The organism is Ramlibacter sp. Leaf400 (assembly GCF_001424545.1).
In the GTDB taxonomy this organism is placed as follows: domain Bacteria; phylum Pseudomonadota; class Gammaproteobacteria; order Burkholderiales; family Burkholderiaceae_C; genus Ramlibacter.
Genome location: NZ_LMQL01000009.1, coordinates 410,494 through 436,289 on the forward strand (window position 1 = coordinate 410,494; position 25,796 = coordinate 436,289).

A 25,796-nucleotide genomic window follows, 5' to 3' on the forward strand; every position below is an offset into this window, starting at 1 on the left:
CTTGGAACTTGGGGGTCAGGTGATCGCGCCGAGCTGCCAGGGCACGAACTCGTTCTGGCCGTAGCCATGCAGCTCGCTCTTGGTCTTCTCGCCGGAGGCGATGCGCAGGATGTGGCGGAAGATCTGCTCGCCCAGCGCATCGATGGTCGCTTCGCCTTCGGCGATGGGGCCGCAGTTGATGTCCATGTCGGCCTGCTGCCGCTGCCACAGCGCGTTGTTGGTCGCGAGCTTGAGCGAGGGCGCGGGCGCGCAGCCATAGGCCGAGCCGCGGCCGGTGGTGAAGCAGATCAGGTTGGCGCCGCCCGCCACCTGGCCGGTGGCGCTCACCGGGTCGTAGCCCGGCGTGTCCATGAAGACCAGGCCGGCCTTGCGCACCGGCTGCGCGTACTCCAGCACGTCGACCAGGTTGCTGCTGCCGCCCTTGGCCACCGCGCCCAGCGACTTCTCCAGGATGGTGGTGAGCCCGCCCGCCTTGTTGCCGGCCGACGGGTTGTTGTTCATGTCGGCGCCCATGCGCTCGCAATACGCCTCCCACCAGCGGATGCGCTCCAGCAGCTTGCCGGCCACTTCGCGCGAAGCCGCGCGGCGGGTCAGCAGGTGCTCGGCGCCGTAGATCTCGGGCGTCTCCGACAGGATGGCGGTGCCGCCGTGGCGCACCAGACGGTCCATCGCGGCGCCCAGCGCCGGGTTGGCCGTCATGCCCGAGTAGCTGTCGGAGCCGCCGCACTGCAGGCCCACCACGAGGTGGCGCGCCGGCACCGGCACGCGCTCCACCCGGTTGACCTCGGGCAGCAGCGCCCGCACCGCGTCCACGCCCCGCTGCACGGCCAGCGCGGTGCCGCCCGCGTCCTGGATGTTGAAGGCCTGCAGGGCGGTGCCCGTGGCCAGGCCTTCGCTCTCGATCCAGCTGGAGATCTGGTTGGTTTCGCAGCCCAGGCCGATCACCAGCACGGCCGCGAAGTTGGCATGGCGCGCATAGCCCGCCAGCGTGCGGCGCAGCACGCGCAGGCCTTCGCCTTCGGCATCGACCGCGCAGCCGGCGCCGTGCGTGAGCGCGACCACGCCGTCGACGTTGGGGAAGTCCGCCAGCGCCTCGGGGCGGATGTCGCGGCGGAACTGGTCGGCGATCGCCCGCGCGACGGTGGCCGAGCAGTTCACCGAGGTGAGCACGCCGATGTAGTTGCGCGTCGCCACGCGTCCGTCGGCGCGCACGATGCCCATGAAGCTGGCTTCGCCCTCGGCCGGCTCGGTGGGCCGGGCATCCAGGCCGGCCACCGCGGCCGCATCGCGGTCGAAGCTGCCCATGGCCAGGTTGTGCACGTGCACGTGCTGGCCCGCGGAGATGGCCTGCGAGGCGAAGCCGATGATCTGGCCGTAGCGGCGCACCGGCTGGCCGGCCGCGAGGTCGCGCACGGCGAGCTTGTGGCCGGGCGGCACCAGGCCCAGGACCTTGACGTTCTCCTCGGCCAGCCAGGTGCCGCTGAGCAGCTGGCCGCGGGCGATGACGACGTCGTCCTGCGGGTGCAGGCGGATGGTGCGTGGCGCGGCCGCCGGGCGGGTCGTGGGGTGGGTGGCGGCGTCCATCAGAGTCCCTTGGCCAGCAGGCCGCGTTGCGCCAGGTTGGTCATGAACGCGCGCAGCCCGAAGGTCCAGGGCGCGGCCTTCTCGCTGTGGGTCACGCGGTTGCGCAACTCGCCCAGGCGGGCGCTGCGGATCGAGACGACGTCGCCCAGCTTGTGGGTGAAGCCGGCGCCCGGTGCATCGCGGTCCTGCGTGGGCGCGAACAGCGTGCCCAGGAACAGCATGAAGCCGTCCGGGTACTGGTGGGCGGCGGTCGCCTGGTCGACGATGTCCTGCGGCTCGCGGCTGATGAACTCCATGGAGTTCAGGCCTTCCATCACGAAGCCTTCCAGGCCGTCCACGCGCAGGTCGACCTTCTCGCGGCGCACGTCGGCCAGCCCGAAGCTCGCATCGAACAGCCGGATGAAGGGCCCGATGGCGCAGGAGGCGTTGTTGTCCTTGGCCTTGGACAGCAAGAGCGCGCTGCGCCCTTCCAGATCGCGCAGGTTGACGTCGTTGCCCAGCGCCGCGCCGACGATGGCGCCGCGGCTGTTGACGGCCAGCACCACCTCCGGCTCGGGGTTGTTCCAGCTGGAATCGGAGCGCACGCCGATGTCCGCGCCCGTGCCCACCGAGGAGAGCACCGGCGCCTTGCTGAACACCTCGGCATCGGGGCCTATGCCCACTTCCAGGTACTGCGACCACAGGCCCTGCTCCTGCAGCAGCTTCTTGAGCGCCATGGCCTCGGGGGACCCGGGCTTGAGCTTCGACAAATCGGTGCCGATGCGCGCCACCACGCTGGCGCGCACTTCCTGCGCCTTGGCCGGGTCGCCGTCGGCCTGTTCCTCGATCAGCCGCTCGACGAGGCTGCTGGCGAACGTCACGCCGGCCGCCTTCACCACCTGCAGGTCGCAGGGGGCGAGGAAGAAGGGCTTGCGCGGGTCGCGCAAGGCTTCTTCGCTGTGCGCGAGGATCTCCTCCACGCTGCCCAGGCGCTCGCCGGTCGCGCCGCGCGCGGCCCGGGCCGGATCGGGCTGCTCCAGCAGCGTGGACATGGTGGGGAACCCGGCGCTCAGGTCGAACACGCCGTGCTCGCGCAGGGCGACCACCGAGGGGCCCTGCACGTCCGGGCGCCACACGCGCGCCACCAGGGTGCCGGCGTAGCCGTCGTCAGGCAGGAAGCGCCGGGCGTCCAGGTTCAGTGCCATCACTGACCCTTCAGGCCGAGCTTCTGGATCAGGCCGCGGTAGAACGCGTGGTCCTTGGCCATCACGGCCGCGAACGCCGGGCCCTCGGCGTAGGCGTAGCCCATGTTCTGCTTTTCCAGGGCCTCGCGCAGGCTCTGCTCCTGCACCGTCTTGGCGGTGGCGGCGCGCAGCACGGCGACGATCTCGGGCGGCGTGTTCTTGGGCACGCCCAGGCCGCGCCAGGTGCCGATGGAGATGTCCAGGCCCTTCTCCTTGAGCGTGGGCACGTTCTCGAAGCCCTTGATGCGCTCGTCCGACATCACCGCCAGCAGCTTGAGCTTGCCGGCCGCCACGTGCGGATAGACCTCGGCGGCGCTGACCGTGATGGCCTCGATGTGGCCGCCCAGCAGCGACAGCGCCGCCGGGTTGGCGCCCGCGTAGGGGATGTGGTTGAACTTGGCGCCCGTCTTGTCCTCGATGGCGGCGGCCGCGAGGTGCCAGGTCGAGCCGTTGCCGCCGTTGCCGATGCGGAAGTCGCCCTTCTTGGCCGCCGCGATGAATTCCTCCACGTTCTTCCAGGGCGCGTCGGCGCGCACCGTGATGGCGGCCGGGTCGTAGTTGAGGCGGGCGATGGGCGTGAAGTCCTCGTGCGTGATCTTCGTCAGGCCCATGTTGGGCTGCGTCATGAGGTCGGTGGCCAGCACCGCGACCTTGTAGCCCGGCTCCTTGCCGTTGAGCACGTCGGCCCAGCCGATGGCACCGGCGGCGCCGGGCTTGTTCACCACGATCAGCGGCTGCGGCAGGTGCTTGACGGCCGCCAGCGCGAAGGCGCGGGCCAGCACGTCGGTGCCGCCGCCGGCCGGGTAGGGCACGATGAGTTCGACCGGCTTGGCCGGGTAGGCGGTCTGGGCGAGCGCGGCGGTCGGCACGGCCAGCGTGCACAGCAGGGTGGCCAGCAGGCCGCGGCGGGAAGTCTTGTTCATGGAAGGTCTCCTGTGGGGATGGGGATCAGGCCCAGGCCGGGCCGTGGGGGAACTCGAACTGCTTGAGCGATGGCGCCTGCATCTCGATGCTGTAGCCGGGCCGCTGGGGCGGCATGTAGCGCCCGTTGCGGATGACGACGGGATCGACGAAGTGCTCGTGCAGGTGGTCGACGTACTCCAGCACCCGCCCGTCGAGCGAGCCGGAGACGGCGATGTAGTCGAACAGGGACACGTGCTGCACGTACTCGCACAGGCCCACGCCGCCGGCGTGCGGGCAGACCGGCACGCCGAACTTGGCGGCCAGCAGCACCACCAGCAGCACCTCGTTCAGGCCGCCCAGCCGGGCGGCGTCGAGCTGGCAGTAGTCGATGGCCCCGGCCTGCAGCAGCTGCTTGAACATCACGCGGTTGTGGCAGTGCTCGCCGGTGGCCACGCCGATCGGCGCGATGCGCTCGCGGATCGTCGCGTGGCCCAGGATGTCGTCGGGGCTGGTGGGCTCCTCGATCCACATCGGGTCGAACGCGGCCAGCTTGCGCATGTTCTCCACCGCGGCGTCGACTTCCCAGACCTGGTTGGCGTCCATCATCAGCTGGCGGTCCCAGCCGATCTCCTCGCGCAGGATGGCGGCGCGGCGCATGTCCTCTTCCAGGTTGCCACCCACCTTCTGCTTGAAGTGGGTCCAGCCCTGGGCCACGCCCTCGCGCGCCAGGCGCCGCACCTTCTCCTCGGAGTAGCCCAGCCAGCCGGCCGAGGTGGTGTAGCCGGGGTAGCCCTGCTCCAGCATCTCGCGCTCGCGCGCCGCCTTGCCGGGCGCGGCGCGGCGCAGCATCGCCAGCGCCTCCTCGGGCGTGAGCGCGTCGGTGACGAAGCGGAAATCCAGGCAGCGCACCAGCGCCTCGGGGCTGAGGTCGGCCAGCAGCTTCCAGACGGGCTTGCCTTCGGACTTGGCCCACAGGTCCCACACCGCGTTGACGATCGCGGCGGTGGCCAGGTGGATCACGCCCTTGTCCGGGCCCAGCCAGCGCAGCTGGCTGTCACCGGTGATGGCGCGCCAGAAGCCGCCCATGTCGGCGGTGATGTCCTGCAGCGTGCGGCCGACGATGAAGGGCTCCAGCGACTTCACCGCCGCGACGCAGATCTCGTTGCCCCGGCCGATGGTGAAGGTCAGGCCGTGGCCCACGTGGCCGTCGCCGGCGTCGGTGTGCAGCGTGACGTAGGTCGCCGAATAGTCGGGCGCCGCGTTCATCGCGTCGGAACCGTCGAGCGAGCGGGAGGTGGGAAAGCGGATGTCGCGTACGGCGAGCTGGGTGATCGTGGTGGCCAACGGGGTCCTTGCTTTGGTCGGGGAGGCAGGGACGCAGCTTAGGGAGGGAAGCGATATGCATCCAATCGTCTTTTATGATGCAGCGATCCATATTCCGGGATCAGTCATGGACCGCGCGCCCGCCGCCCCGCCCGCCAACCTGTTCCGGCGGCTGCGCATCAAGAGCCGGCAGATCATGCTGCTGGACGCCCTGGACGAGCACCGCAACCTGCGCCGTGCCGCCGCCGCGATCCACACCACCCAGCCGGCCGCCACCGCCCTGCTCCAGCAGCTGGAGGAAGGCCTGGGCGTGCCGCTGTTCGAGCGCCACGCGCGCGGCATGGAGCCCACCCTGTATGGCGAAGTGATGATCCGCTACGCCCGCAGCGTGCTGCACGACTTCGAGCACGCCGGCGACGAGCTGACCGCCCTGGCCGCCGGGCAGGCGGGGCTGGTGCGCATCGGCACGGTGATGGGCGCCTTGCCGGTGATGCTCACCGGCGCGCTGGCCCGCTTCAAGGACGAGCACCCCAGGGTGCGGGTGACGCTGCAGGTGGACACCAGCGACCTGCTGATCCCCGCCCTGGTGCGCGGCGACCTCGACGTGGCGCTGGGGCGGCTGCCCGACCAGTTCCAGGGCGGCGACCTGGAGATCGAGTCGATGGAAGGCGAGCCCATGGCCGTGGTGGCGCGGCCGGGGCACCCGCTGCTGGACAAGGCCCGGCTGAAGGTCGCCGACCTGGTGAGCCAGACCTGGATCCTGCACCCCACCGGCAGCCCGATGCGCCGGCGCATCGAGCAGGCGCTGCAGGAGGCCAGCATGGCGCCGCCGCCCGACATCCTGGAGACCTCGTCCATCCTGGCCACCACCGCGCTGCTGGAGTCCACCGACATGGTCTCGGTGGTGCCGCTGGACGTGGCGCGGCACTACGCCAACTACGGCATGCTGGCCATCCTGCCGGTGGAGCTGCCCATCACCATGGCCCAGCTGGGCATCCTCACGCGCAGGCAGAAGGAGCTGTCGCCGGCGGTGCGGGCGTTCCTGGCGACGCTGCGGGAGGACATGCCCGCCGCTAGCGGGCTGCGGCGATCTTCCGGACCGCCTTGACCAGCGCCTCGGTGATCGGCGTGAGCGGCCGCCCCCGCAGCGTGATCAGCCCGACCGGCGGAAGCTCGACCGGCACCTTCATCTTCAGCAGCGCGACCAGGCCTTCGCCCTGGTAGTGCAGCGCGACCGATCGCGCCATGAAAGCGACGGCGCCCTGGCCGCGCACGAAGGACACCTGGCTCAGGAACGATGCCGTCTCCACGATGTCCGCCGGCGGCTGCAGCCCGACGCGAAAGCACTGCTGCTCGAGCTTGACCCGCAGCGACGCCCAGGGCGGCGGCACCACGCAGCGCAGCGCCACCAGGTCCTTCCAGGCCACGGTCTTCCTGCGCGCCAGCGGGTGGTCGGGGTGCGCGACCGCCACCATGGGCTCGTTGTAGAGCGGCTCGGGCAGCAGGTCCGGGGCCGCGTAGCCGGGCTCGATCCGGCCGACGAACAGGTCCAGCTCGCCCTGGCGCAGCTTGGGCAGCAGGTGGGTGAGGTCGCCCTCCTCCACCAGCACCGTGGCGCCCCGCGCCTCCTTCTTGAGCAGCTCCACGGCGGGCGCCAGCAGCGTGGGCAGGGCGACCACCATGGAGCCGACGCGGGTGCGCCCGGCGCCGCCGCGCTCCACCGCCGCGATCTCGTCGCGCGTGCGCTCGTACTCGGCGATCACCGACCGCGCGAAGCGCACCATGGAGCGCCCCGCCGGCGTGGGCTGCGTGCCGCGCGCGGAGCGCTCGAACAGCTGGATGGCCAGCATGGCCTCGACCTCGCCCAGCATCTTGGAGACCGCCGGCTGGGTGACGGCGAGGAACTCGGCGGTGCGCCCGACGTGGCGGAACTCGTCCAGCGCCACGATGAGCTGCAGGTGGCGCAGCTTGATGTTGGAGCGCAGCGCGCGATCGATGCCCGTCATGGCCGCATCATAAGTTCCGGGTCATGAAGCGATGCCAACTGTTGATTGGACGGTTATCGGCTGCGTGGCGATGATGCGGGCCCGCGCTCCCCATCGAGGAGCGGGCGTTCATCCACCACCGAGGAAGACAATGCAAGACTTTTCGCCGAACCGCCGCCGACTGCTGGGCGCCACCGCCGCCGGCGCAGCCGGACTCGCCCTGCCCCTGTGGGTTCGCGCCGCCGACGATTTTCCCAGCCGCCCGATCAACTTCATCTGCCCCTGGCCGGCCGGCGGGACGGCGGACGCCTCGATGCGCGCCATCTGCCAGGTGGCCGGCCGCGTGCTCAAGCAGCCCATCACGGTGGAGAACAAGGCGGGCGCGGCCGGGATGATCGGCTCGCAGGCGCTGGCCGCGGCCAAGGCCGACGGCTACACCATCGGCCAGATCCCGATCTCGGTGACGCGGTTCTCGCAGCTCGGTTCGCTCAAGGCCGACCCGCGCAAGGACTTCACCTACCTGGCCCGCACCTCGGGCCAGACGTTCGGCATCGCCGTGCTGCCGAACTCGCAGTTCAAGTCCCTCAAGGAGATGGTGGCCCACGCCAAGGCCAACCCCGGCAAGGTGAGCTACGCGCACGCCGGCGTCGGCGGCGCGACCCATGTCGGCATGGAGGAGTTCGCCCTGGCTGCCGGCATCAAGTTCAACGCCATCGCCTACAAGGGCGGCGCCCCGGCCCTGCAGGACACGCTGTCCGGCCAGGTCGACATGCTGGTGGACTCCAGCTCCTGGGCCCCGCACGTCGAGGCCGGCAAGCTGCGCCTGCTGGCCACCTGGGGCGAGCAGCGCACGCCGCGCTTCAAGGACACGCCGACGCTCAAGGAACTGGGCTTCAACGTGGTGGTGGACGCGCCCAACGGCATCGGCGCCCCGGCCGGCCTGCCCGCCGACGTCGAGAAGAAGCTGCGCGACGCCTTCCGCTTCGCCGTCAACAGCGACGAGTTCAAGGCCGTGGCCGCCAAGATCGACGCGCCCCTGATGTACCTCGACGGCCCCGACTACAGGAAGTACGTGCAGGCCACGTACGAGCGCGAGACCCAGCTGATCGAGCGCCTGAAGCTCAAGGACCTGATCGAGAAGGGCTGAGCGTGAGCACGAGCCCGCTGATCCGGCTGCACCCGGAAGACAACGTCCTGGTGGCCAAGGAACCCCTTGCGCTCGGCCAGGAACTGCGCGAGCTGTCGGTCCGGGCGCGCGCGCAGGTGCCGGCCGGCCACAAGATCGCGGCGCGCGCCATCGCCAAGGGCGAGCCGGTGCGCAAGTACAACGCCGTGATCGGCGTGGCCGCGCGCGACATCGAGGCGGGCGACTACGTGCACTCGCACAACGTGGCGCTGGTGGACTTCGACCGCGATCCCGGCTTCGGCCTGGACGTGCGGCCGGTGGCCTACGTCCCCGAGGGCGAGCGGGCCAGCTTCATGGGCTATGTCCGCGAGGACGGCCGCGTGGGCACGCGCAACTTCATCGGCCTGCTGTCGTCGGTCAACTGCTCGGCCACGGTGATCCGCCGCATCGCGGACCACTTCACCAAGGAGCGGCTGGCCGCCTTCCCCAACGTCGACGGCGTGGCGGCCTTCCCGCAGACCACGGGCTGCGGCATGTCCTCGCCCAGCCCGCACTTCGACCTGCTGCGCCGGACCCTGGCGGGCTACGCGCGGCACCCCAACATGGCCGGCGTGCTGATCGTCGGCCTGGGCTGCGAGCGCAACCAGGTCGCCGACCTGGTGGACTCGCAGGGCCTGGAGAAGGGCCGCCTGCTGCGGACCATGGTGATGCAGGAAGTCGGCGGCACGCAGGAGACCATCGAGGCGGGCATCCGCGCGGTCGAGGAGATGCTCCCCATCGCCAACAGCTACCGGCGCGAGCGCGTCCCGGCCAGCCACATCAAGGTGGGCCTGGAGTGCGGCGGCTCGGATGGCTTCTCCAGCATCACCGCCAACCCCGCGCTGGGCGCGGCGATGGACATCCTGGTGCGCCACGGCGGCACCGCCATCCTGTCGGAGACGCCCGAGATCCACGGCGTGGAGTACATGCTGACGCGCCGGGCCATCACGCCCGAGGTGGGCCAGAAGCTGCTGGACCGCCTGGCCTGGTGGGAGGAGTACACGCGCGGGCACAACGGCCAGTTCAACGGCGTGGTCGGCCCGGGCAACCAGGCCGGCGGCCTGGCCAACATCTTCGAGAAGTCGCTGGGCTCGGCGATGAAGGGCGGCACCACGCCGCTGCAGGGCGTGTACGAGTACGCGCAACCGATCGACAGCAGCGGCTTCGTCTTCATGGACTCGCCCGGCTACGACCCGGTGGCCGTCACCGGCCAGATCGCCAGCGGCGCCAACCTGATCTGCTTCACCACGGGCCGCGGCTCGATGTTCGGCTCCAAGCCGGCGCCCACCATCAAGCTGGCCACCAACAGCCCGATGTACCGCAAGCTGAGCAACGACATGGACATCAACTGCGGCGCCATCCTCGACGGCGAGGTCGACCTGCCCCAGATGGGCCAGCGCATCTTCGAAGCCATCCTGCGGCACGCCTCGGGCGAGCCGACCAAGAGCGAAGAGCTGGGGCTGGGGGACAACGAGTTCGTCCCCTGGCACCTGGGCATCGTCAGCTGAATCCCTCGCCGTCCCCGCGCCCTCGTCATCCGCGCAGGCGGGGATCCAGGGCTTCCGAATCTTGAATGCCCTGGATTCCCGCCTCCGCGGGAATGACGCAATTGCAAGGAGATCCCGTGCTGGACACCCTGAAGCGCAGCGAATTGCTGCGCACCCTGAACTTCATCGACGGGCGCTGGTGCCGCCCGGCCACCGGCCGTGAACTGGCGGTGCTGGACCCGGCCTCGCTCGAAGCCGTCGCGCACGTGGCCGACAGCGCTGCCGCCGACGCCCGGGCCGCCCTGGACGCGGCGCATGCCGCCTTCCCGGCCTGGCGCGAACGCACCGGCCGCGAGCGCGCCCAGCTGCTCAAGAAGTGGCACGCGCTCATCGTGGCGCACCAGGAGGACCTGGCCCGCATCGTCTCCGCCGAGCAGGGCAAGCCGCTGGCGGAAGCGCGCGGCGAGGTGCTGTACGGCGCGTCCTATGTCGAGTGGTTCGCCGAAGAGGCCACGCGCACCCACGGCGACCTGATCCCGGAGCCGGTGCGCGGCAAGAAGCTGATGGCGGTCAAGGAGCCGGTGGGCGTGGTCGCCGCCATCACGCCCTGGAACTTCCCGCTGGCCATGATCGCCCGCAAGCTGGCCCCGGCGCTGGCCGCCGGCTGCACCGTGGTGGCCAAGCCCGCCGAGGACACGCCGCTCACGGCCGCCGCGCTGGTGGCGCTGGCCGAGGAAGCGGGCTTTCCGGCCGGCAGCATCAACCTGGTGCTCGCCTCGCGCGAGCGCACGCCCGAGGTGGTGGACGTGTGGCTGGCCGATCCGCGCGTGCGCAAGATCACCTTCACCGGCTCGACCCCCGTCGGCAAGCACCTGGCGCGGGCCTCGGCCGACACGCTCAAGAAGCTGTCGCTGGAGCTGGGCGGCAACGCGCCCTTCATCGTGTTCGAGGACGCCGACATCGATGCCGCGGTCGAAGGGCTGATGGTCTCGAAGTTCCGCAACGGCGGCCAGACCTGCGTGTGCCCCAACCGCGTCTACGTGCACTCGGCCGTCCACGACCGCTTCGTGGACAAGCTGGCTTCGCGCGTGGGCGCGCTGAAGGTCGGGCCCGCCAGCGACCCGGCCTCGCAGATCGGCCCGATGATCAATGGCCGCGCCGTCGAGAAGATCGATCGCCACGTGCGCGACGCCGTCGCCCGCGGCGCCCGCGCGGTCACCGGCGGCCGCGTGCTGCGCGAGCCGGAAGTGGCCGGCCGCGGCCACTACTTCGCCCCCACCGTGCTGGTCGGCGCGACGCCGCAGATGGAGCTTTCGTGCGAGGAAACCTTCGGCCCGGTGGTGCCGGTGTTCCGCTTCGACGGCGAGGACGAGGTGGTGCGCCTGGCCAACGACACGCCGTTCGGGCTGGCGGCCTATTTCTACTCGCGCGACGCGGCCCGCATCTGGCGCGTGGCCGACCGGCTGGAGGCGGGCATCGTGGGCATCAACGAAGGCGCGCTCGCCGCCGAGGCCGCGCCATTCGGTGGCGTCAAGGAATCGGGCTACGGCCGCGAAGGCTCGCGCCACGGCCTGGACGACTACCAGCACGTCAAGTACCTGTGCCAGGGAGGACTGAAATGAAAACCGGAAACGCCTTCAAGGAAGCGCTGGCTCAGCGCCGCGCGCAGATCGGCCTGTGGCTGTCGATGGCCGACCCCTACCTGGCCGAAGTGAGCGCGACGGCGGGCTTCGACTGGCTGCTGGTCGACGGCGAGCACGCACCCAACGACGTGCGCAGCACGCTGGCGGCCCTGCAGGCGATCGCGCCCTACCGCTCGCAGCCGGTGGTGAGGGCCGTCTCGGGCGACGTCGCGCTGATCAAGCAGCTGCTGGACATCGGCGCGCAGAACCTGCTGGTGCCTATGGTGGACACCGCCGACCAGGCCCGCGCGCTGGTGTCGGCCACCCGCTACCCGCCCTCGGGCATCCGCGGCGTGGGCAGCGCGGTCGGCCGCGCGTCGCGCTGGAGCAGCCGCACCGACTACCTGGACGCGGCCGACGGCGAGGTCTGCCTGCTCGTGCAGGCCGAGTCCGTGACCGCGCTGCGCAACCTGGAGGCCATCTGCGAAGTCGACGGCGTGGACGGCGTCTTCATCGGCCCGGCCGACCTGGCCGCCTCCATGGGCCACCGCGGCAAGCCGGGCCACCCGGAAGTGCAGGCCGCCATCGAGCAGGCCATGCGCACCATCGTCGCGTCGGGCAAGGCCGCCGGCACGCTGACCTCGGACCCCGCGCTGGCGCGCCGCTACCTCGAGCTGGGCTGCACCTTCGTCGCGACCGGCGTGGACGTGCTGTTGTTTGCAACGGCGGCGCGGAAGCTGGCGGCGTCGTTCCTGGCGGCCACGCCGGCTATCGAAGAGGCGCCGCAGGCGGGTTACTGACGCCTGGAGCGTCTTCCCGCGCAAGGGAGCAACCCTTGTCGTGGCTGCTCCAGCGCCGCGCCGGCTGTTCCGGGCCCGGGTCGAGGGGCCCTCTGTTGCGCGAATGTCCCCCGCGCGCGGCTACGCCGCGCGCTCCTCCTTTATTTCGTGCAAGAGGGGGCCCCTCGCCCCGAGCCCTGCGCCGGTGCCAGATAACCAGCCGCAGTTCCTGTCACGCGCGCGGCAGGAGCAGGGTGGGGGTGGCTGATTTCGCGAAATAAAGGAGGAGCTCGCCGGCACAGCCGGCGAGCGGGGGACATTCGCGAAATCAGTCACCCCCGCCCTGCTCCGGCATGCAGGGCCGCCGCTCCGCCGGCAACTGGAAGCACTGGATTCCCGCCTTCGCGGGAATGACGGCGGACGAAGTTCGTGCGGGCAAGCCCCCGCCTGTCCACGGCCGTCGCGCCCCAGGACAATCCCCCCATGTCGAACACGCCCCTGCTGTCCCTCCTGCTCACCATCGTCGAGGCGACCGCCACGCTCGCCTTCGCCCTGTCGGGCCTGCTGGAGGCCGCGCGCAAGCGGCTGGACGCGGTGGGCGTCTGCCTGGTCGCGGGGCTGGCGGCCTTCGGGGGCGGCACGCTGCGGGACGTGCTGCTGGACCGTCGTCCGTTCTTCTGGGTGGCGCACTCGGAGTGGCTGTGGGCCCTGCTGGTGGGGTGCGCGGGGGCGATGGCGTTCCTGCGGGCCCGCCACTTCGCGCCCACCGAGAAGGCCATGCAGTGGCCGGACGCGCTGGGCCTGGGGCTGTTCAGCGCCAGTGGAACGCAGCTCGCGCTGGCGCAGGACCTGCCGGGCATCGTGGCCGTGTTCATGGGGGTGTCACCGCGACGTTCGGCGGCGTGCTGCGCGACATCGTCTGCAACGAGATCCCCACCGCTCTCCACGACCACCGGCCCTATGCGATCTGCGCCTTCATCGGCGGGTGGGTGCTGGTGTTCGCGCAGCACGCGGGCGTCCCGCACGGCCTGGCCCTCGTCCTGGCGGCCGCTTGCGCCACCGGCTTGCGCGTGGTGGCGCTCGTCACCGGCTACACCCTGCCCCGGTGGTCGTCCGGCAGCGACGCGGCGTGAACGCCGGGCGGACCGGCTGCGCTTGCTGAGGGCCCAGCTCGACCGGCCGCGATGGCCCCGTTCGTATGATGGCCATCATATTTCCGTACAGTCCCTCTCCAGGAACCGACCAAACGCCATGGAAGCCGCCCCCGCCAGCCGCAAGCAGCTGACCCACGACCGCATCCTCGACACCGCCGCGCGCGTGCTGCGCGAGGGCGGTTTCGCCGGGGTCGGGGTCGCGGACATCATGAAGCGCGCGGGCCTCACGCACGGGGGCTTCTACGCCCACTTCCCCTCGCGCGACGCCCTGCTGGCCGAGGCGCTGGACCGCGCCGGCCAGGACAGCCAGGCGCGGCTGCAGCGGTCGCTGGCCGCGAGCGACGCCGGCGACGGCGGGCGTTTCCGCGCGCTGGTGGAAAGCTACCTGGCCGACCGGCACCTGAAGTCGGCCGAGAGCGGCTGCCCCGTGGCCGCGCTGGCGTCCGAGCTTCCGCGGCAGTCGGAGGCGGTGCGCGCGACCGGGGCAGCCCGCATCGGATCGCTGACCGCAGCCGTCCAGGCCGCGCTGGCGACCGGGCACACCGCCGAGACGGCCGGCATCGTGGCGGCCCAGCTGGTGGGCTCGCTGCAGATCGCCCGCACCCTGGGCGACAACGCCCGCGGGCGCCGCCACCTGGCCGCGTCGCGGCGCTTCCTGCTGGAGCAGTTCGACCACCCCCCGCGGCGCGAAAAGAGCCGCTGAACCGACCCCGCGCCCCGCCGCCTTCTTCCTCGGCCGTTCATATGACGGTCATCATATCGACAGGAGCCCCCATGCAACTCACCAATGCCGTCGTCCTCATCACCGGTGCCAACCGCGGCATCGGGCTGGCCTTCGCCCGCGAATGCGGCGACGCGAACGTCCTCATCAACAACGGCGTGGCCGAGACCGGCGGGTTCCTGCAGGACGCGACGCTGCTGCGCGAGGCGCTGAACGGGCTGGAAGCCGGCGTCGATGAAGTCCTGGCCGACCTGGCCACGAGGCAGGTCAAGCAGTCCCTTTCCACGCCGGCGGCGGCGTACCTGGCGGCAGCATGAGCGCCACCCTCGCCGCCCCATCCGCGCCGCCCGCCCCGTCCGCGGCCACGCAGAGGATGCTGCGCGGGCCCGTGCTGCCCACGCTGCTGCGCCTGGCCACGCCCAACGTACTGGGCCTGTTCGCCAACACCATCGTGATCGGCTTCGACGGCTACATCGTCGGCCGGCTGGGCGCCGACGCGCTGGCCGGCGTGGCGGTGGTGCTGCCGCTGGCCATGCTGATGCTGCAGATGTCCGCCGGCGGGCTGGGCGGCAGCACCACCGCGCTGGTGGCGCGTGCGCTGGGCGCGGGCGACGCGCCGCAGGCCACGCGGCTGGCGCAGCACGCCCTGCTGGTGGGGCTGGCGGCGTCGCTGCTGTTCACCCTGGTCGCGTCGAGTCCGACGCTGTACCTGGCGATGGGCGCGCGCGACCGCGTGCTGGCGCAGGCGTCCAGCTACGCCGCCATCCTGTTCTCCGGCGCCGCGGCGATCTGGTCGGTGAATGTGCTGGCCGGCATCGCGCGCGGCGCCGGCCACATGGGCACGGCCGCGCTGGCGCTGGTCGGCACCACGGCGCTGCACCTGGTGCTGTGCCCGCTGCTGGTGTTCGGCGCCGGGCCGCTGCCGCCGCTGGGCGTGGCGGGCGCGGCCGCGAGCACCGTCACCTGCAACGCCCTGTCGGCGCTGGCGCTGCTCGCCTGGCTGTCCCGCCGCGGCCGGCCCGTGCGCCTGCTGGGACCGAAGTGGCAGCTGCAGCGCAGCGCCTTCGGCCGCATCCTCGGGCTGGCGCTGCCCTCCTCCGGCAGCTCGGTCCTGAGCAATGCGTCCATCGCCCTGGCGACCGTCTACGTGGGCAGCTTCGGCAGCGTGGCCGTGGCGGCCTACGGCATCGCGGCGCGCCTGGAGTACATCCTGGTGCCCATCGCCTTCGGCATCGGCAGCGCGCTCACCGCCATGGTGGCGACCAACCTCGGCGCGCACCAGGCCGGCCGCGCCAAGCGCGTGGCCTGGACCGGTGCCGGACTGGTGTGGGCGCTGACGGGCCTGATCGGCGTCGCCGCGGCCACCTGGCCGCAGGCGTGGATGGCGCTCTTCAGCACCGACCCCGAGGTCCAGGCCGCGGGCAGCGCCTACCTGCGCATCGTCGGCAGCTGCTACGGCTTCTTCGGGCTGGGGCTGGCGCTGTTCTTCGCGTCCCAGGGCGCGGGCCGGCTCGCGTGGCCGCTGCTGGCCAGCACCGCGCGGGTGCTCGTCGTGGGGATCGGCGGCTGGATCGCGGTCCACGTCGCCGGATCGCCGCAGGCCCTGTACGGCGTGATCGCGCTGAGCCTGCTGGTCATGGGCGTGGGCCTGGCGACCGCCACCTACCTGTCGAACTGGGCGGAACGCGGCGCGGCCTCGTAGCGGTCGTGGTGCCGCACCCATTCCATCTTGTGGGGCACGTCGCGTTCGCGGCGGCCCGTGGTGGTGTCGAACACGTAGTCGGTGGCGACACGCCGCCAGGGCAGCGCGCGGCGCTCCCGCGCCACCTGGTCGTGCAGGTGCGTCAGTTCCTTCTCGCGGGCGAGCAGCTTCCTGCGCGCTTCGAGCCACTGTTCGTCGGCCACCACGGGATGGCCGGAGATGCCGTTGGTTGCGGTGGATGAGGCCATGGCGTGCTCCCGCGTTCAGCCGCGTGCGCTCTTCGGGCGCCGCACGGCGCGCACCTTGCCGCTGTTGCCGCCCCCGCAGTAGAAGAGGTCGGCGCCGTCGGATTCCAGGCCGCTCACCCCGGTGCCGCTGGGCATCTCCAGCCGCGCGAGCACCTCGCCGCTTTGCGGATGGATGCGGCGCAGCTCGCTGCCCTCGTCCTCCCAGGTGCCGTGCCACAGCTCGCCGTCGACCCAGCTCACGCCGGTGACGAAGCGGTTGGACTCGATGGTGCGCCGGATCGCACCGGTGGCGGGGTCGACCTGGTGGATCTTGCGGCCGCGGTAGTTGCCCACCCACAGGCTGCCCTCGGCCCAGGCGAGGCCCGAGTCGCAGCCCTCGCCGGGCGCCGGGATCGAGGCCACCACCTCGCCGGTGGCCGGGTCGATCTTGTCGATGCGCGACTCGGCGATCTGGTACAGGTGCCTGCCGTCGAAGGCCGTGCCGGCGTCGCAGGCGCGGTCCAGCCGTCGCGTGACCTCGCCGCTGCCCGGGTCGATGGCGATCAGCTGCGCGCCGGTGGCGGCCCAGACGCGGCGGCCGTCGAAGCTGACGCCGTGCACCTGCGTCACGCCGTCGAAGGGGCCGTACTCGCGCACGATCTCGGCCGGCGCGGCCACTTGCTGTTCGCTGAGGGTGTCGAGCATTTGCGTTCTCCTTGCGGCGCCTCGAAGCGGCGCGTTGGAGACAACTCTAAGCACCCGGCAGCGAAGCGGGGAGTAACAAGATTGTCGTGAAATCCACCAGCGGCGGCGCCAGCCAGCGGCGCGCCCGCGCCTGGCCGATGGCCCGCACCTGGCCGGCGGCGTGCAGGTCCCCCAACGCGCGCTGCACGGTGCGCTGGCTCGCGTCCAGGGCCAGCGCCAGCGCGGAGGTCGACCACGCCGCGCCGTCGGAGAGCAGCGCCAGCAACGAGGCCTGCTCGCCGTCGATCGGTGGCAGCAGCACGACCACTTCGCGGCCGTTCCGAGGCGCCAGCACGAAGCCCCGGGCGGTCGCCTCGACGCCGGCCTGCGCCTTGACCAGCGCACGCAGGCGGCCGATCTCCACCCGCAGGCGCGCACGGTGCGTCTCGTCCGGGCGGCGGGTGCGAAAGGCGGTGGCGATCAGTGCATCGCGATCGACGTCGCCCGGCCAGGCCTGCGCCAGCGAGCGGCCCAGCGAGAACAGCACGGGCCTACGCGCCAGCGGCTGCCACGCGCCGGCCGTGGCGAGCCCGCGGCGGCAGGCATCGAGCACCAGCGCTTCGGAGGCGAGCAAGGCCTCGACCTCGTCCAGGTGCAGCGGACGTTCCACGCCCTGCGCCAGGCGCCGGGCCGCGGGACGGTCGAGCGCCGACCGCGCCTCGGCCACCTCGGCGATCAGCGCCGGGATGCCCGCGCGATAAGCCGCCTGGTGCGCCCGGGCCAGCGCCGCATTCGCGGGCGCGGACCTCAGCGAGCGCAGCGCCAGCTCCGCGGCCGTCAGCTCGGCCACCGCGGCCAGGGCCGGCGGCAGGCCATCGCGGTCGAGCGCATCCAGCATCGCCGCGGCCTCGGCGAGCCGGCCCAGCAGCAGCGACCGCCGGGCCGCGACCAGGCGCGCGTGCAGTGCATTGGCGCGGTCGCCGTGCCGCTCCAGCGTGGCCAGCGCGGCGTCCAGCCCGCGCGGCGAGCCGCCGAGGTCGCGCAGGGCCAGCGCGACCTCGGCCTCCGCCACGATGCAGCGGGCACGGCCGAGCGCTTCGTGCGCGCCGAAGGCACGTGCCGCACGCCGCAGCAAGTCGCGGGCCCGCGCGTGCTCGCCCAGCTGCGCCATGGCGATGCCGCGCAGTGCCAGGGCCGGCGCATCGTCGCGCAGCGCCACCCGCTGGAGCGCGCCGAGCGGGTCGCCGCCGGCGAGCGCGCGGGCGGACGCGGCGATCAGGGAATCCATCGCGAGAGACTAACTCGTCCATCGCGGAACGCGGCGCGACAAGGCTCTTCGAAAACCCGGCCGCGAGCGAGCGATCCTCGGTTGCCAACCCGCTGCTTCCGGGGCACGATGGTTGCCGCACTGCGGGCGTCGCCCATGTCCTACCTGTGGCCTGAGTTCCTCTGGTTGATGCTGGCGCTGCCCCTTCTGCCGGCGGCCTATGTCTGGCTGCTGCGGCGACGGCGCCAGGCCGCGGTGCGCTTCAGCAGCGTGCGAATCGTGCGCGCGGCGGCCGAGGGCCGCAGCTGGCGGCGCCACCTCCCGCCGGTGCTGCTGCTGCTGGCCTTCTCGGGGTTGCTGTTCGCGGCGGCGCGGCCGGTGGCGCGCGTGCCGCTGCCCTGGGCCCGCGCCTCGATCCTGCTGGCCATCGACGTGTCCCTGAGCATGCGCGTCACCGACGTCAAGCCGACGCGCATGGTGGCGGCGCAGGAGGCGGCCAAGACCTTCCTGCGCGACCTTCCGCGCGACATCGAAGTCGGGCTGGTCACCTTCGCCGGCAGCAGCCAGGTGGCCCAGCGGCCGACACTGGACCGCGATTCGCTGGTGCGGGCCATCGACGGCTTCCAGATGCAGATGGGCACGGCGGTGGGCAGCGCCATCGTGGTGTGCCTGGCCGAGCTGTTCCCCGACCACCACCTCGACATCGGCGAGATGACGTTCGGGAACCGGCCGCACGGGCGCAGCCTGGACGACAAGGACAAGCCGCCGCCCAAGGCCATCACCCCCGTCGCGCCGGGTTCGTACGAATCGGCCGCGATCATCCTGCTCAGCGACGGCCGCCGCACGACCGGCATCGAGACGCTGGACGCCGCGAAGATGGCCGCCGACCGCGGCGTGCGCATCCACGTGGTGGGCCTGGGCACGGTGGACGGCGCCGCCGCCACGCCCGAGGGCATGCCGGTCTACCTGCAGCTGGACGAACCCACGCTGCGCGAAGTGGCGCGGATGACCGGCGGCGAGTACCACCATGCCGGCACGGCGGAGATGCTGCGCAGCGTCTACGAGAAGCTGGGCGCGCGCGTGCAGGTGCAAGTGCGCGAGACCGAACTTACGGGCCTTCTGACGTTCGGATCGGCGCTGCTGGCGCTCGCGGCAGCGGGGCTGTCGGTGGTCTGGTTCGGCCGCATCGCGTGAAGGCGCGGCCTGCGCACAGATCAGTTGGCCGTCGTCGTCCAAAGGAGTTTCGACCCTTCCGTGCGTGCCCTAACGGTCACCGGGCGTAACAGCCCTGCCGGGTTTCGGGCGAGGCACCGAGCCGGCTCGCGGTCGATGGGTTGACGCGGTTCGCTACCAAATCGCACATCTCGCCCAAGGCTTGATGCCGAGCATCCGCCGGATGCAACATGCCTTCCCCAAGGTCGAGCTGTGCGGCATGGCCCTGGCCAGCGTCGGTTCAGACGAACTGCTCGATCACCTTTTCGCCAGTCTGGCACGCGGAAAGGGCTTGTGGGTGGTCACGGCCAACCTCGATTTCCTGCGCCGCTTCGTCCAGGACCCCGCCTCGCGCGACCTGTATTCGGATGCGGACCTGCGCGTGGCCGACGGCATGCCGCTGGTGTGGGCCAGCCACCTGCAGGGCACGCCGCTGCCCCAGCGGGTCGCGGGCTCGTCGCTGGTGAAGCCGCTGTGCCGCCGCGCGGCCGAGGGCGGCTGGCGCGTCTATCTCCTGGGCGGCGAGCCGGCCGCCACCCGCGCCGCGGCCGAGAAGCTGGTGGCGGAATTCCCGAAGCTGCAGATCGCCGGCATCAGTTCGCCCTGGCTGAGTGACATGCCCACCGATGCCGAAGTGGAAGCGGTGTCCGCCACGCTCGCGCAGGCGCGCCCCGACATGGTGCTGGTGGCCATGGGCTCGCCCAAGCAGGAACGCGTGATCCAGCGGCTGCACAACCGCCTGCCCCACGCGTGCTGGATGGGCGTGGGCATCAGCCTGAGCTTCATCGCCGGCCACAAGCGGCGCGCGCCGAAGCTGATGCAGAGGCTGGGCCTGGAGTGGGTGCACCGCCTCGCGCAGGAACCCGGCCGCCTGTTCCGCCGCTACGTGCTGGAGGACCTGCCGTTCGCGGCCGTGCTGTTCCGCCGCGCGGTCGTCGCGCGGCTGGACGCGCGGGCTCAACGCACGGGCGCCTGAGCCGCACGTCCCGGGCACCTCGGAAGCGTCTATCTGAGCGCGATCCCGTAGAGGGACTTGGGTTCACTGAAAACCCGCGTGCAGCTGGTCAGAAGCCCTTCGCTTGTCGCGGTGCAGCGCGTCAAGCCGGAATCCGGATCGGAATTGGTGATGTGGACCGTGGAGCCTCGGACCGCGACGTGCGTGGGCGAACTCAGACCCGTGGCGCCCGCATCCCTGCAATCGTTGAGGGCTCCAGATCCATCGGCGGCGATGACGCACCGGACGACGTTGTCCCCGGCGTAATTGGCAACGTAGAGATGGCTGCCATGGATGGTGAGACCTTCCGGATCACTGAGCCCTGGAACGCCCGCGTCCGCACAGCCGGACAAGGTTCCATCTGCGCCGACTTCGCACCTGGAAACCTTCGCGTCGTCGTAGTGCAGGACATAGGCCGTGGTACCCACGATCTGCAAGTTTTCCGCCGTACTCGCCAAGGCGTCAGGAAACAATGCGTCGGCACATGCATTCAATGAGCCGTCGGGCTCGATCACGCATTTTGTGATCCGCGGAGAGCCGGCATCGCTGATGTAGAGAGTCGACCCGTGGATGGTCAGTCCATACGGGCCGGCAAAGGAGCCCACCACCGCACACCCGGAGAGCTCCCCGCTCGCGCCGATGCTGCAGTGAATGACCTCGGGGGAACCCGCACCAGAGAAGTCGGAAAAGTAGGCGTCGGAGCCTGCCACCGCTATCGCAGCCATGTCCTGATGTCCCGCCAGCCCGCCAGCATCCACGCAGTTGATCAGCAGGTCGTCGCTGTCTATCTGGCAGACCTCGACCTTGTTCGGATGGAGCAGGTAGGCCAACGGCGCAGGTGCGGGGGCGGGTGCCGGTGGCGCAACGACCGGAGGGCCGGGAGGATCGACCGGTGCTGGTGCATCCCCGCCTCCCCCGCCGCAAGCGCTCAGGGCTCCGCACAACAACGCGGCACGAAAAAGGGCCGCCGATCTGAAAAGGGAAGTGGTACTCAAGAAGGTTCTCCAGGGTCTCGTTGATGACGGTCACCGCCGCGGGAGAAACCGGGCCGGCGACCGGGGCCGAGAGTGGATTCGGTAGGGCGCGGCCGGCAGTGTCGAAAGTCGCACGCAGCCGAGCGGGCGGCGTCACCAGGGGCCCGGCGCGCTGCGAATCGACGCGGCTACGGGCGCGGTCGGCCGGTCTTGCGCGGGGCCGCCGCTTCCGGCCGCGGGTAGGCCTTGGCGGCCGCCTTCACCAGGTTGACGAAGGTGAGCGTCGGGCCCACGCAGGCGTCCTCGCGGTACACCAGCGTGAGCGGCGCGGTGAGCTGCGCGCTGCGCTGCAGCGGCCGGTAGACGATCGCCTTGCCGTGCGTGCCCTGCATGGACGCGGGCACGACCGAGATGCCCACGCCCGCGGCCACCAGGTTGAGGTTGGTCATCATGCGGTCGACCTCGGCGGCCACGCGCACCTCCACGTTCTCGCGTGCGCAGGCGGCCAGCAGGTTGGCGTACAGGCCTGGAGCCCCCGGCCTGCGCGCCAGGACCAGGGTCTCGCCCTGCAGCTCGCGCAGCGCCACGGGGGTCCTGCGGCGTTCCGCGTCGCGCGCGAGCCGGTGGTCGCGCGGCACGGCCAGCACCGAGGGCTCTTCCAGCAGGGTGTCGAAGCGCAGGCCTTCGGGCTGCGCGACGGGCACGCGCAGGATGCCGCAGTGCAGCCGCTGCGCCGAGATCGCCTCGGTGATCTCGGCGGCGTTGTTCTCGCTCACCACCAGCTGGATGTCGGGATGGCGGCCGCGGCACATGCGCAGGGCATGCGGCGTGAAGGCGTGGGCGGCCGCCGAACTGGTGAACCCCACCGCCAGCGTGCCGCGGATGCCCTGCGAGAAGGCCCGCATGCGCTCCTGCATGCCGGCCAGGTCGCCGACCAGGCGTTCGGCCTCGGCCTGGAACAGGCGGCCCGCCTCCGTCAGCTCGACGCCCTTGGGATGGCGGCGCAGCAGCTGCACGCCGAGCTGCGCCTCCAGCGCCTTGATCTGCTGGCTGAGCGGCGGCTGCTGGATGCCCAGCGCCTCGGCGGCGCGCGTGATGTGGCCGCTGCGGGCCACGGCCAGGAAGTAGCGCAGGTGCCTCAGCTCGATCTGCATGCGTGCCCTTCCCTAGCGGCGCGGGGCCGCGACCAGCCGCCGGTTGGCCTCGGACTGGCGTTCGATCTCTCGCGCGAACTCCTCCTGCGTGCCGCCCGCGGCGATGTTGCCGGCCTGGGCCAGGAGGCGCGCGAACTCCGGCTCGTCCAGCACGCGCCGGCAGGCCTGGTTGAACCGCGCCACTTCCGCCGCCGGCATGGAGGGCGGCGCGAACAGCCCGAACAGGGACGTGAGGTTGGCCTGCGGCGCGCCGACCTCCGCGAAGGTGGGCACCGTGGGCAACAGCGGCGAACGCGACGGGCTGCCCAGCGCCAGCGGGACCAGCCGGCCCTGCCGCACGTAGTCGACCTGCTGCGGCGCCAGGTTGGTGGACAAGAGCTCGAAGCGGCCGGCCAGCGCGTCGCGCAGCTGCGGCCCGCCGCCCGCGTAGGGGACGTGCACGACCTCGATGCCGAAGGCCCGGCACACCTGCTCGAGCCCGAGGTGCCCGATGGTGCCCACGCCCGAAGTCGCCCAGCGCAGCTTCGACGCGGACGCCCGCGCCTGCCGCAGCATCCCCGCGAAGTCGTCCGCGTCCAGCGCCGGCGTGCCCACCAGCAGCAGGGGCGTGTGCATCACGCCCGTCACCGGCTGCACCGCCGGCGCGGCGGCACCGAGGTGCGGCGAAAGCGCCAGCGGGCTGATGGCGGAGAACGCGAGCACGCGGCCGCCGGCCGGGACCTGCGCCAGCGAGGCCAGCGCGACGCCACCGCCCGCACCCGGGCGGTTCTCCACCACCACGCTCATCCGCAGCTGCGGGCCCAGCCGCTGCGCCAGCACGCGCGCGATGCGGTCGCTCACGCCGCCGGGCGGGTAGGCCACGACGATGCGCAGCACCTGCGCCGCACGCGCGGGGAGCGCGGTGCACGCGGCCAGGGCCAGCACGCCACGTCGGTTCATCGTCATATTCTATGGATATCGAACCGGCACGTTGGCGCTATTTGACCTTATGACGACGCCTCCCTATCGTCCCTGCACCCCGGTGAAGCGCCCGCCGGGAAGGAGACGTAACTCATGCATTCGCCCTTGCCGCGCGCCGGCATCGCGACCGCGGCCACGCTGGCCCTGCTGCTGGCGGCTTGCGCCGGCCCCACCGCACGGCTGATCGACACGCCGGAAGCCGCGCCGCAACCGACGAGCTGCCCCGCCGCCGTGTCGGCGGACACGCGCTGCCTGGCCGGCACGGACTCCGCGGGCGCGCACTACCTGATCGCCCTGCCGGCGTCCTGGAACGGCACGCTGGTCCTGCACGCGCACGGCGGGCCCAACCTGGGCGCGCCGACGATGGCGCGCACCGTCGAGGACCTGGAGCGCTGGGCCATCGTGCCGAAGTCCGGCTATGCCTGGGCCGGCACCACCTACCGCCAGGGCGGCGTGGCGGTGCGCGCGGCCGCCGAGGACACCGAGCGCCTGCGGCGCCTTTTCGTGCGGCACGTCGCGGTGCCGAAGACGACGCTGCTGCATGGCCAGTCGTGGGGCGCGGGCGTGGCCGCCGCGGGCGCCTCGATGTTCACCGCCGATGCGCAGGGGCGCCGGCCCTACGACGGCGTGCTCCTGTCCAGCGGCATGCTGGCCGGCGGCTCGCGCGGCTACGACTTCCGGCTGGACCTGCGGGTGATCTATCAGGCGCTGTGCGGCAACCATCCCCGCGCCGACGAGCCCGCCTATCCCCTCTGGCAGGGACTGCCGGCCGATTCGAAGCTCACGCCCGCGGGCCTGCGCGATCGGGTGAACGCCTGCCTGGCGCTGGACCGCAAGCCGGCCGAGCGCACGCCGGAGCAGCAGCGCAAGGTGGAGACTCTCGTTCGCACGCTGAAGATCCCGGAGAGCTCCATCCCCTCGCACCTGGCCTGGGGCACCTTCCACTTCCAGGAGATCGCCCAGGTGCGCACGCAGGGGCGCAGCGTGTTCGGCAACGTGGGGGCGCAGTACCGCGGCTCGGACGACGACGCGCGGCTGAACGCGACCGTGGCTCGCTACGCGGCCGACCCCGAGGCGGTGGCGAAGTTCGCCGCCGACACCGACCCCGACGGCCGCATCCCGGTGCCCGTGCTCACGGTGCACGGCATCGGCGACCCCACGGCCTTCGTGGAGGTGGAGGACAGCTTCCGCCGGACCATGGAGGGCGCCCGCACCGACCGCCACCTGGTGCAGACCTTCACCTCGCACGCCACCCACAGCTACCTGGCCGATCCCGTGTACGTGACGCTCCTCGAAGCGCTGGGCCGCTGGGCCGGCGGCGGGGACAAGCCCACGCCGGCGGCCATCGCGGCGCGCTGCACGGCCTTGGAGCCGGCGACGGGCGCGCGCTGCGGTTTCCAGCCCGACTACGTTCCGCCATCGCTTTCGACGCGCATCACGCCGCGGCATTGATCCATCACCCCCAGGAGACACGCCCCATGTCCAAGAGACTGCTCGCCCTGTTCGCCTTCGCCTGCATCGCCGTGCCCTCGCTGGCGCAGCCGCAGAAGATCCTGTTCGTCGGCAACAGCTTCACCTACACCCGGCCGCCGGCGCTGAACTACAACACCGAAAACGTGGTGGACATGAACCTGGAGAACTCCATCACCAAGCCGCTGGGCAACGACCCGGCGCTGCCGCAGCCCTGGGGCGGCGTGCCGGGCGTGTTCAAGGCGCTGGCCGACCAGGCCGGCCTGGAGGTGGACGTGCGCCATTCGCTGCGCGGCGGCGCGACGCTGCGCGGCCACCTGCTCAACACCAACCCGGCCGGCTGGGACCTGCGCGCCAACATCGCCGCGGACCGCTGGGACGTGGTGGTCCTGCAGGGCAACAGCACCGAGGCCGTCAACCGCGCCGGCGGCGACTTCGGCCAGTTCAACGCCTACGTGGGCCTGCTCACGCGCTTCATCCAGGTGGGCGACGCGCGCACCTACCGCGAGTCGCAGCTGTACCCGGGCGGCAGCAACGCGCTGCGCACCCTGCCCGCCAACCCGAACGCCAACCCCACGGCATCGATCTACCTCTACCAGACCTGGGCCCGGCCCGACCTCACCTACCCGGCGGGTTCGCCCTATGCCGGCGAGCCGCTGGAGACGATGACGGCCGACCTGCAGTCGGCGTACGCGCAGGCCGCGACCACGCACTCGGGCATCGCTGGCGTGGTGCCGGTGGGCCAGGCGTTCATGCGTGCGGTGCAGGAGGGCGTGGCTTTCCGCGATCCCTACACCCCGGAGAAGAAGGGGTTCGACCTGTGGTGGCATGAGGACCAGTTCCATCCCAGCGGGCATGGCGCCTACCTGAGCGCGCTGGTGATGTTCGGTGCGATCACGCGCATCGACCCGGCTTCCTTTGGTGCTTCGGAGCGAGCTGCGCGTGCGCTGGGTATTCCGGCGCTGCATGCGCTGCAATTGCAGACGGTGGCTTCGAAGCAGTTGCGCGAGTCGGGCAGCGTGCTGGATCGGGTGCCGTGTCTGGCGGCGGGGCAGGCGGTGAGGGGTGTGCAGCAGTGTGGGCGTTGAGGGGCTGGGGTTCTGAGCAGCGCTGGGGGGATGTTTTGTTTGGCGTTCGGGGCGGCGGCAGGGGGTCCCCGGCGGGGGGCGATTTCTGTGAGCACGGAGAGGCACAGCATGAGCCCCC

Annotated in this window: 23 protein-coding genes and 2 pseudogenes; 14 read left to right on the forward strand and 11 right to left on the reverse strand. The window is 71.8% G+C overall.

Features of this window, described 5'->3' with window-relative positions; genetic code table 11:
• Positions 1-15 precede the first annotated feature (15 nt).
• From ASG30_RS10190 to ASG30_RS10205, 4 genes are read right to left on the reverse strand one after another with little or no spacing between them, the layout of a single operon-like run.
• Positions 16-1,584 (reverse strand): UxaA family hydrolase, encoded by a 1,569-nt coding sequence (locus ASG30_RS10190; RefSeq protein WP_055895531.1) that lies wholly within the window; start codon positions 1,582-1,584, stop codon positions 16-18.
• The gene (locus ASG30_RS10195; RefSeq protein WP_055895532.1) at positions 1,584-2,768 is read right to left on the reverse strand and encodes a fumarylacetoacetate hydrolase family protein; all 1,185 of its coding nucleotides are present in this window, start codon (positions 2,766-2,768) and stop codon (positions 1,584-1,586) included. The genes ASG30_RS10190 and ASG30_RS10195 overlap by 1 nt, the downstream gene beginning before the upstream one ends.
• A complete protein-coding gene (locus ASG30_RS10200; protein ID WP_055895535.1) occupies positions 2,768-3,730 on the reverse strand; it encodes a tripartite tricarboxylate transporter substrate binding protein in 963 nt (320 codons plus the stop codon). The genes ASG30_RS10195 and ASG30_RS10200 overlap by 1 nt, the downstream gene beginning before the upstream one ends.
• Positions 3,731-3,755: 25 nt before the next feature.
• Entirely contained in the window at positions 3,756-5,054 is a 1,299-nt protein-coding gene (locus ASG30_RS10205) for an L-fuconate dehydratase (RefSeq protein WP_055895537.1), read from the reverse strand.
• Positions 5,055-5,160: 106 nt separating this feature from the next.
• On the opposite strand from ASG30_RS10205, the gene ASG30_RS10210 reads away from it, so the two are divergent.
• The gene (locus tag ASG30_RS10210; RefSeq protein WP_055895539.1) at positions 5,161-6,141 is read left to right on the forward strand and encodes a LysR family transcriptional regulator; all 981 of its coding nucleotides are present in this window, start codon (positions 5,161-5,163) and stop codon (positions 6,139-6,141) included.
• On the opposite strand, the gene ASG30_RS10215 is transcribed toward ASG30_RS10210, so the two are convergent.
• Positions 6,107-7,039, reverse strand: a complete 933-nt coding sequence (locus ASG30_RS10215) for a LysR substrate-binding domain-containing protein (RefSeq protein WP_055895540.1) — start codon at positions 7,037-7,039, stop codon at positions 6,107-6,109. The genes ASG30_RS10210 and ASG30_RS10215 overlap by 35 nt on opposite strands.
• 130 nt (positions 7,040-7,169) lie before the next feature.
• On the opposite strand from ASG30_RS10215, the gene ASG30_RS10220 reads away from it, so the two are divergent.
• From ASG30_RS10220 to ASG30_RS10255, 9 genes and pseudogenes are all read left to right on the forward strand, one after another.
• Entirely contained in the window at positions 7,170-8,165 is a 996-nt protein-coding gene (locus ASG30_RS10220; RefSeq protein ID WP_055895542.1) for a tripartite tricarboxylate transporter substrate binding protein, read from the forward strand.
• On the forward strand, positions 8,162-9,691 hold the full coding sequence (locus ASG30_RS10225) for a UxaA family hydrolase (protein ID WP_055895907.1): 1,530 nt from the start codon (positions 8,162-8,164) through the stop codon (positions 9,689-9,691). The genes ASG30_RS10220 and ASG30_RS10225 overlap by 4 nt, the downstream gene beginning before the upstream one ends.
• Positions 9,692-9,807: 116 nt before the next feature.
• Positions 9,808-11,292 (forward strand): NAD-dependent succinate-semialdehyde dehydrogenase, encoded by a 1,485-nt coding sequence (locus ASG30_RS10230; protein WP_200947287.1) that lies wholly within the window; start codon positions 9,808-9,810, stop codon positions 11,290-11,292.
• Positions 11,289-12,092 carry a 4-hydroxy-2-oxoheptanedioate aldolase gene (hpaI, locus tag ASG30_RS10235; protein WP_055895545.1) on the forward strand — a complete coding sequence of 268 codons (804 nt, stop codon included), beginning with the start codon at positions 11,289-11,291 and terminating at the stop codon, positions 12,090-12,092. Before ASG30_RS10230 ends, hpaI begins: the two co-directional genes overlap by 4 nt.
• Before the next feature lie 462 nt (positions 12,093-12,554).
• Positions 12,555-12,635, forward strand: a pseudogene (locus tag ASG30_RS23185) (hypothetical protein); the annotation flags it as partial.
• A 338-nt stretch (positions 12,636-12,973) separates the two neighbouring features.
• Positions 12,974-13,204, forward strand: coding sequence for a TRIC cation channel family protein (locus tag ASG30_RS23190; RefSeq protein WP_442965686.1), 231 nt, complete (start codon positions 12,974-12,976; stop codon positions 13,202-13,204).
• Between the two features lie 118 nt (positions 13,205-13,322).
• Complete coding sequence (locus tag ASG30_RS10245) at positions 13,323-13,928, forward strand: TetR/AcrR family transcriptional regulator (protein WP_055895548.1); 606 nt, start codon at positions 13,323-13,325, stop codon at positions 13,926-13,928.
• Between the two features lie 71 nt (positions 13,929-13,999).
• Positions 14,000-14,071, forward strand: a pseudogene (locus ASG30_RS23195) (short-chain dehydrogenase); the annotation flags it as partial.
• Positions 14,072-14,259: 188 nt separating this feature from the next.
• Positions 14,260-15,648 (forward strand): MATE family efflux transporter, encoded by a 1,389-nt coding sequence (locus ASG30_RS10255; RefSeq protein WP_082522016.1) that lies wholly within the window; start codon positions 14,260-14,262, stop codon positions 15,646-15,648.
• On the opposite strand, the gene ASG30_RS22965 is transcribed toward ASG30_RS10255, so the two are convergent.
• From ASG30_RS22965 to ASG30_RS10270, 3 genes are read right to left on the reverse strand one after another with little or no spacing between them, the layout of a single operon-like run.
• Positions 15,609-15,896: a DUF899 family protein gene (locus tag ASG30_RS22965; RefSeq protein ID WP_055895553.1), complete on the reverse strand. Its 288-nt coding sequence runs from the start codon at positions 15,894-15,896 to the stop codon at positions 15,609-15,611. The two genes, ASG30_RS10255 and ASG30_RS22965, sit on opposite strands and share 40 nt — an antisense overlap.
• A gap of 15 nt (positions 15,897-15,911) precedes the next feature.
• Positions 15,912-16,580 (reverse strand): Vgb family protein, encoded by a 669-nt coding sequence (locus ASG30_RS10265; protein WP_055895554.1) that lies wholly within the window; start codon positions 16,578-16,580, stop codon positions 15,912-15,914.
• A gap of 46 nt (positions 16,581-16,626) precedes the next feature.
• Positions 16,627-17,847: a hypothetical protein gene (locus ASG30_RS10270; RefSeq protein WP_055895556.1), complete on the reverse strand. Its 1,221-nt coding sequence runs from the start codon at positions 17,845-17,847 to the stop codon at positions 16,627-16,629.
• A gap of 135 nt (positions 17,848-17,982) precedes the next feature.
• Here ASG30_RS10270 and ASG30_RS10275 point away from each other — a divergent pair, with 135 nt between their 5' ends.
• Both ASG30_RS10275 and ASG30_RS10280 read left to right on the forward strand, forming a co-directional pair.
• Entirely contained in the window at positions 17,983-19,020 is a 1,038-nt protein-coding gene (locus tag ASG30_RS10275) for a VWA domain-containing protein (protein ID WP_055895557.1), read from the forward strand.
• A 202-nt stretch (positions 19,021-19,222) separates the two neighbouring features.
• Complete coding sequence (locus ASG30_RS10280; RefSeq protein WP_055895559.1) at positions 19,223-20,014, forward strand: WecB/TagA/CpsF family glycosyltransferase; 792 nt, start codon at positions 19,223-19,225, stop codon at positions 20,012-20,014.
• Between the two features lie 29 nt (positions 20,015-20,043).
• Here ASG30_RS10280 and ASG30_RS10285 read toward each other — a convergent pair whose 3' ends face one another.
• The 3 genes from ASG30_RS10285 to ASG30_RS10295 all read right to left on the reverse strand — a co-directional run bounded on the left by ASG30_RS10285 (position 20,044) and on the right by ASG30_RS10295 (position 23,099).
• Positions 20,044-20,862 carry a hypothetical protein gene (locus ASG30_RS10285; protein WP_055895561.1) on the reverse strand — a complete coding sequence of 273 codons (819 nt, stop codon included), beginning with the start codon at positions 20,860-20,862 and terminating at the stop codon, positions 20,044-20,046.
• 332 nt (positions 20,863-21,194) lie between these two features.
• Complete coding sequence (locus ASG30_RS10290; RefSeq protein WP_055895910.1) at positions 21,195-22,154, reverse strand: LysR family transcriptional regulator; 960 nt, start codon at positions 22,152-22,154, stop codon at positions 21,195-21,197.
• Positions 22,155-22,172: 18 nt separating this feature from the next.
• Positions 22,173-23,099, reverse strand: coding sequence for a Bug family tripartite tricarboxylate transporter substrate binding protein (locus ASG30_RS10295; protein ID WP_162243725.1), 927 nt, complete (start codon positions 23,097-23,099; stop codon positions 22,173-22,175).
• Between the two features lie 114 nt (positions 23,100-23,213).
• Between ASG30_RS10295 and ASG30_RS10300 the strand changes: the two genes are divergently transcribed.
• The gene (locus ASG30_RS10300) at positions 23,214-24,572 is read left to right on the forward strand and encodes a hypothetical protein (protein ID WP_055895565.1); all 1,359 of its coding nucleotides are present in this window, start codon (positions 23,214-23,216) and stop codon (positions 24,570-24,572) included.
• 26 nt (positions 24,573-24,598) lie between these two features.
• Positions 24,599-25,678 (forward strand): hypothetical protein, encoded by a 1,080-nt coding sequence (locus ASG30_RS10305; RefSeq protein WP_055895566.1) that lies wholly within the window; start codon positions 24,599-24,601, stop codon positions 25,676-25,678.
• Positions 25,679-25,796: the final 118 nt, after the last annotated feature.

Coding starts and splice junctions, on each gene's coding strand:
- ASG30_RS10295 (WP_162243725.1), bottom strand. CDS start 23,099: ATGAACCGACGTGGCGTGCTGGCCCTGGCCGCGTGCACCGCGCTCCCC.
- ASG30_RS10195 (WP_055895532.1), bottom strand. CDS start 2,768: ATGGCACTGAACCTGGACGCCCGGCGCTTCCTGCCTGACGACGGCTAC.
- ASG30_RS10210 (WP_055895539.1), top strand. CDS start 5,161: ATGGACCGCGCGCCCGCCGCCCCGCCCGCCAACCTGTTCCGGCGGCTG.
- ASG30_RS10265 (WP_055895554.1), bottom strand. CDS start 16,580: ATGCTCGACACCCTCAGCGAACAGCAAGTGGCCGCGCCGGCCGAGATC.
- ASG30_RS10245 (WP_055895548.1), top strand. CDS start 13,323: ATGGAAGCCGCCCCCGCCAGCCGCAAGCAGCTGACCCACGACCGCATC.
- ASG30_RS10305 (WP_055895566.1), top strand. CDS start 24,599: ATGTCCAAGAGACTGCTCGCCCTGTTCGCCTTCGCCTGCATCGCCGTG.
- ASG30_RS10255 (WP_082522016.1), top strand. CDS start 14,260: ATGAGCGCCACCCTCGCCGCCCCATCCGCGCCGCCCGCCCCGTCCGCG.
- ASG30_RS10270 (WP_055895556.1), bottom strand. CDS start 17,847: ATGGATTCCCTGATCGCCGCGTCCGCCCGCGCGCTCGCCGGCGGCGAC.
- ASG30_RS10300 (WP_055895565.1), top strand. CDS start 23,214: ATGCATTCGCCCTTGCCGCGCGCCGGCATCGCGACCGCGGCCACGCTG.
- ASG30_RS10275 (WP_055895557.1), top strand. CDS start 17,983: ATGTCCTACCTGTGGCCTGAGTTCCTCTGGTTGATGCTGGCGCTGCCC.
- ASG30_RS10190 (WP_055895531.1), bottom strand. CDS start 1,584: ATGGACGCCGCCACCCACCCCACGACCCGCCCGGCGGCCGCGCCACGC.
- ASG30_RS10215 (WP_055895540.1), bottom strand. CDS start 7,039: ATGACGGGCATCGATCGCGCGCTGCGCTCCAACATCAAGCTGCGCCAC.
- ASG30_RS10220 (WP_055895542.1), top strand. CDS start 7,170: ATGCAAGACTTTTCGCCGAACCGCCGCCGACTGCTGGGCGCCACCGCC.
- ASG30_RS10280 (WP_055895559.1), top strand. CDS start 19,223: ATGCAACATGCCTTCCCCAAGGTCGAGCTGTGCGGCATGGCCCTGGCC.
- ASG30_RS22965 (WP_055895553.1), bottom strand. CDS start 15,896: ATGGCCTCATCCACCGCAACCAACGGCATCTCCGGCCATCCCGTGGTG.
- ASG30_RS10200 (WP_055895535.1), bottom strand. CDS start 3,730: ATGAACAAGACTTCCCGCCGCGGCCTGCTGGCCACCCTGCTGTGCACG.
- hpaI (WP_055895545.1), top strand. CDS start 11,289: ATGAAAACCGGAAACGCCTTCAAGGAAGCGCTGGCTCAGCGCCGCGCG.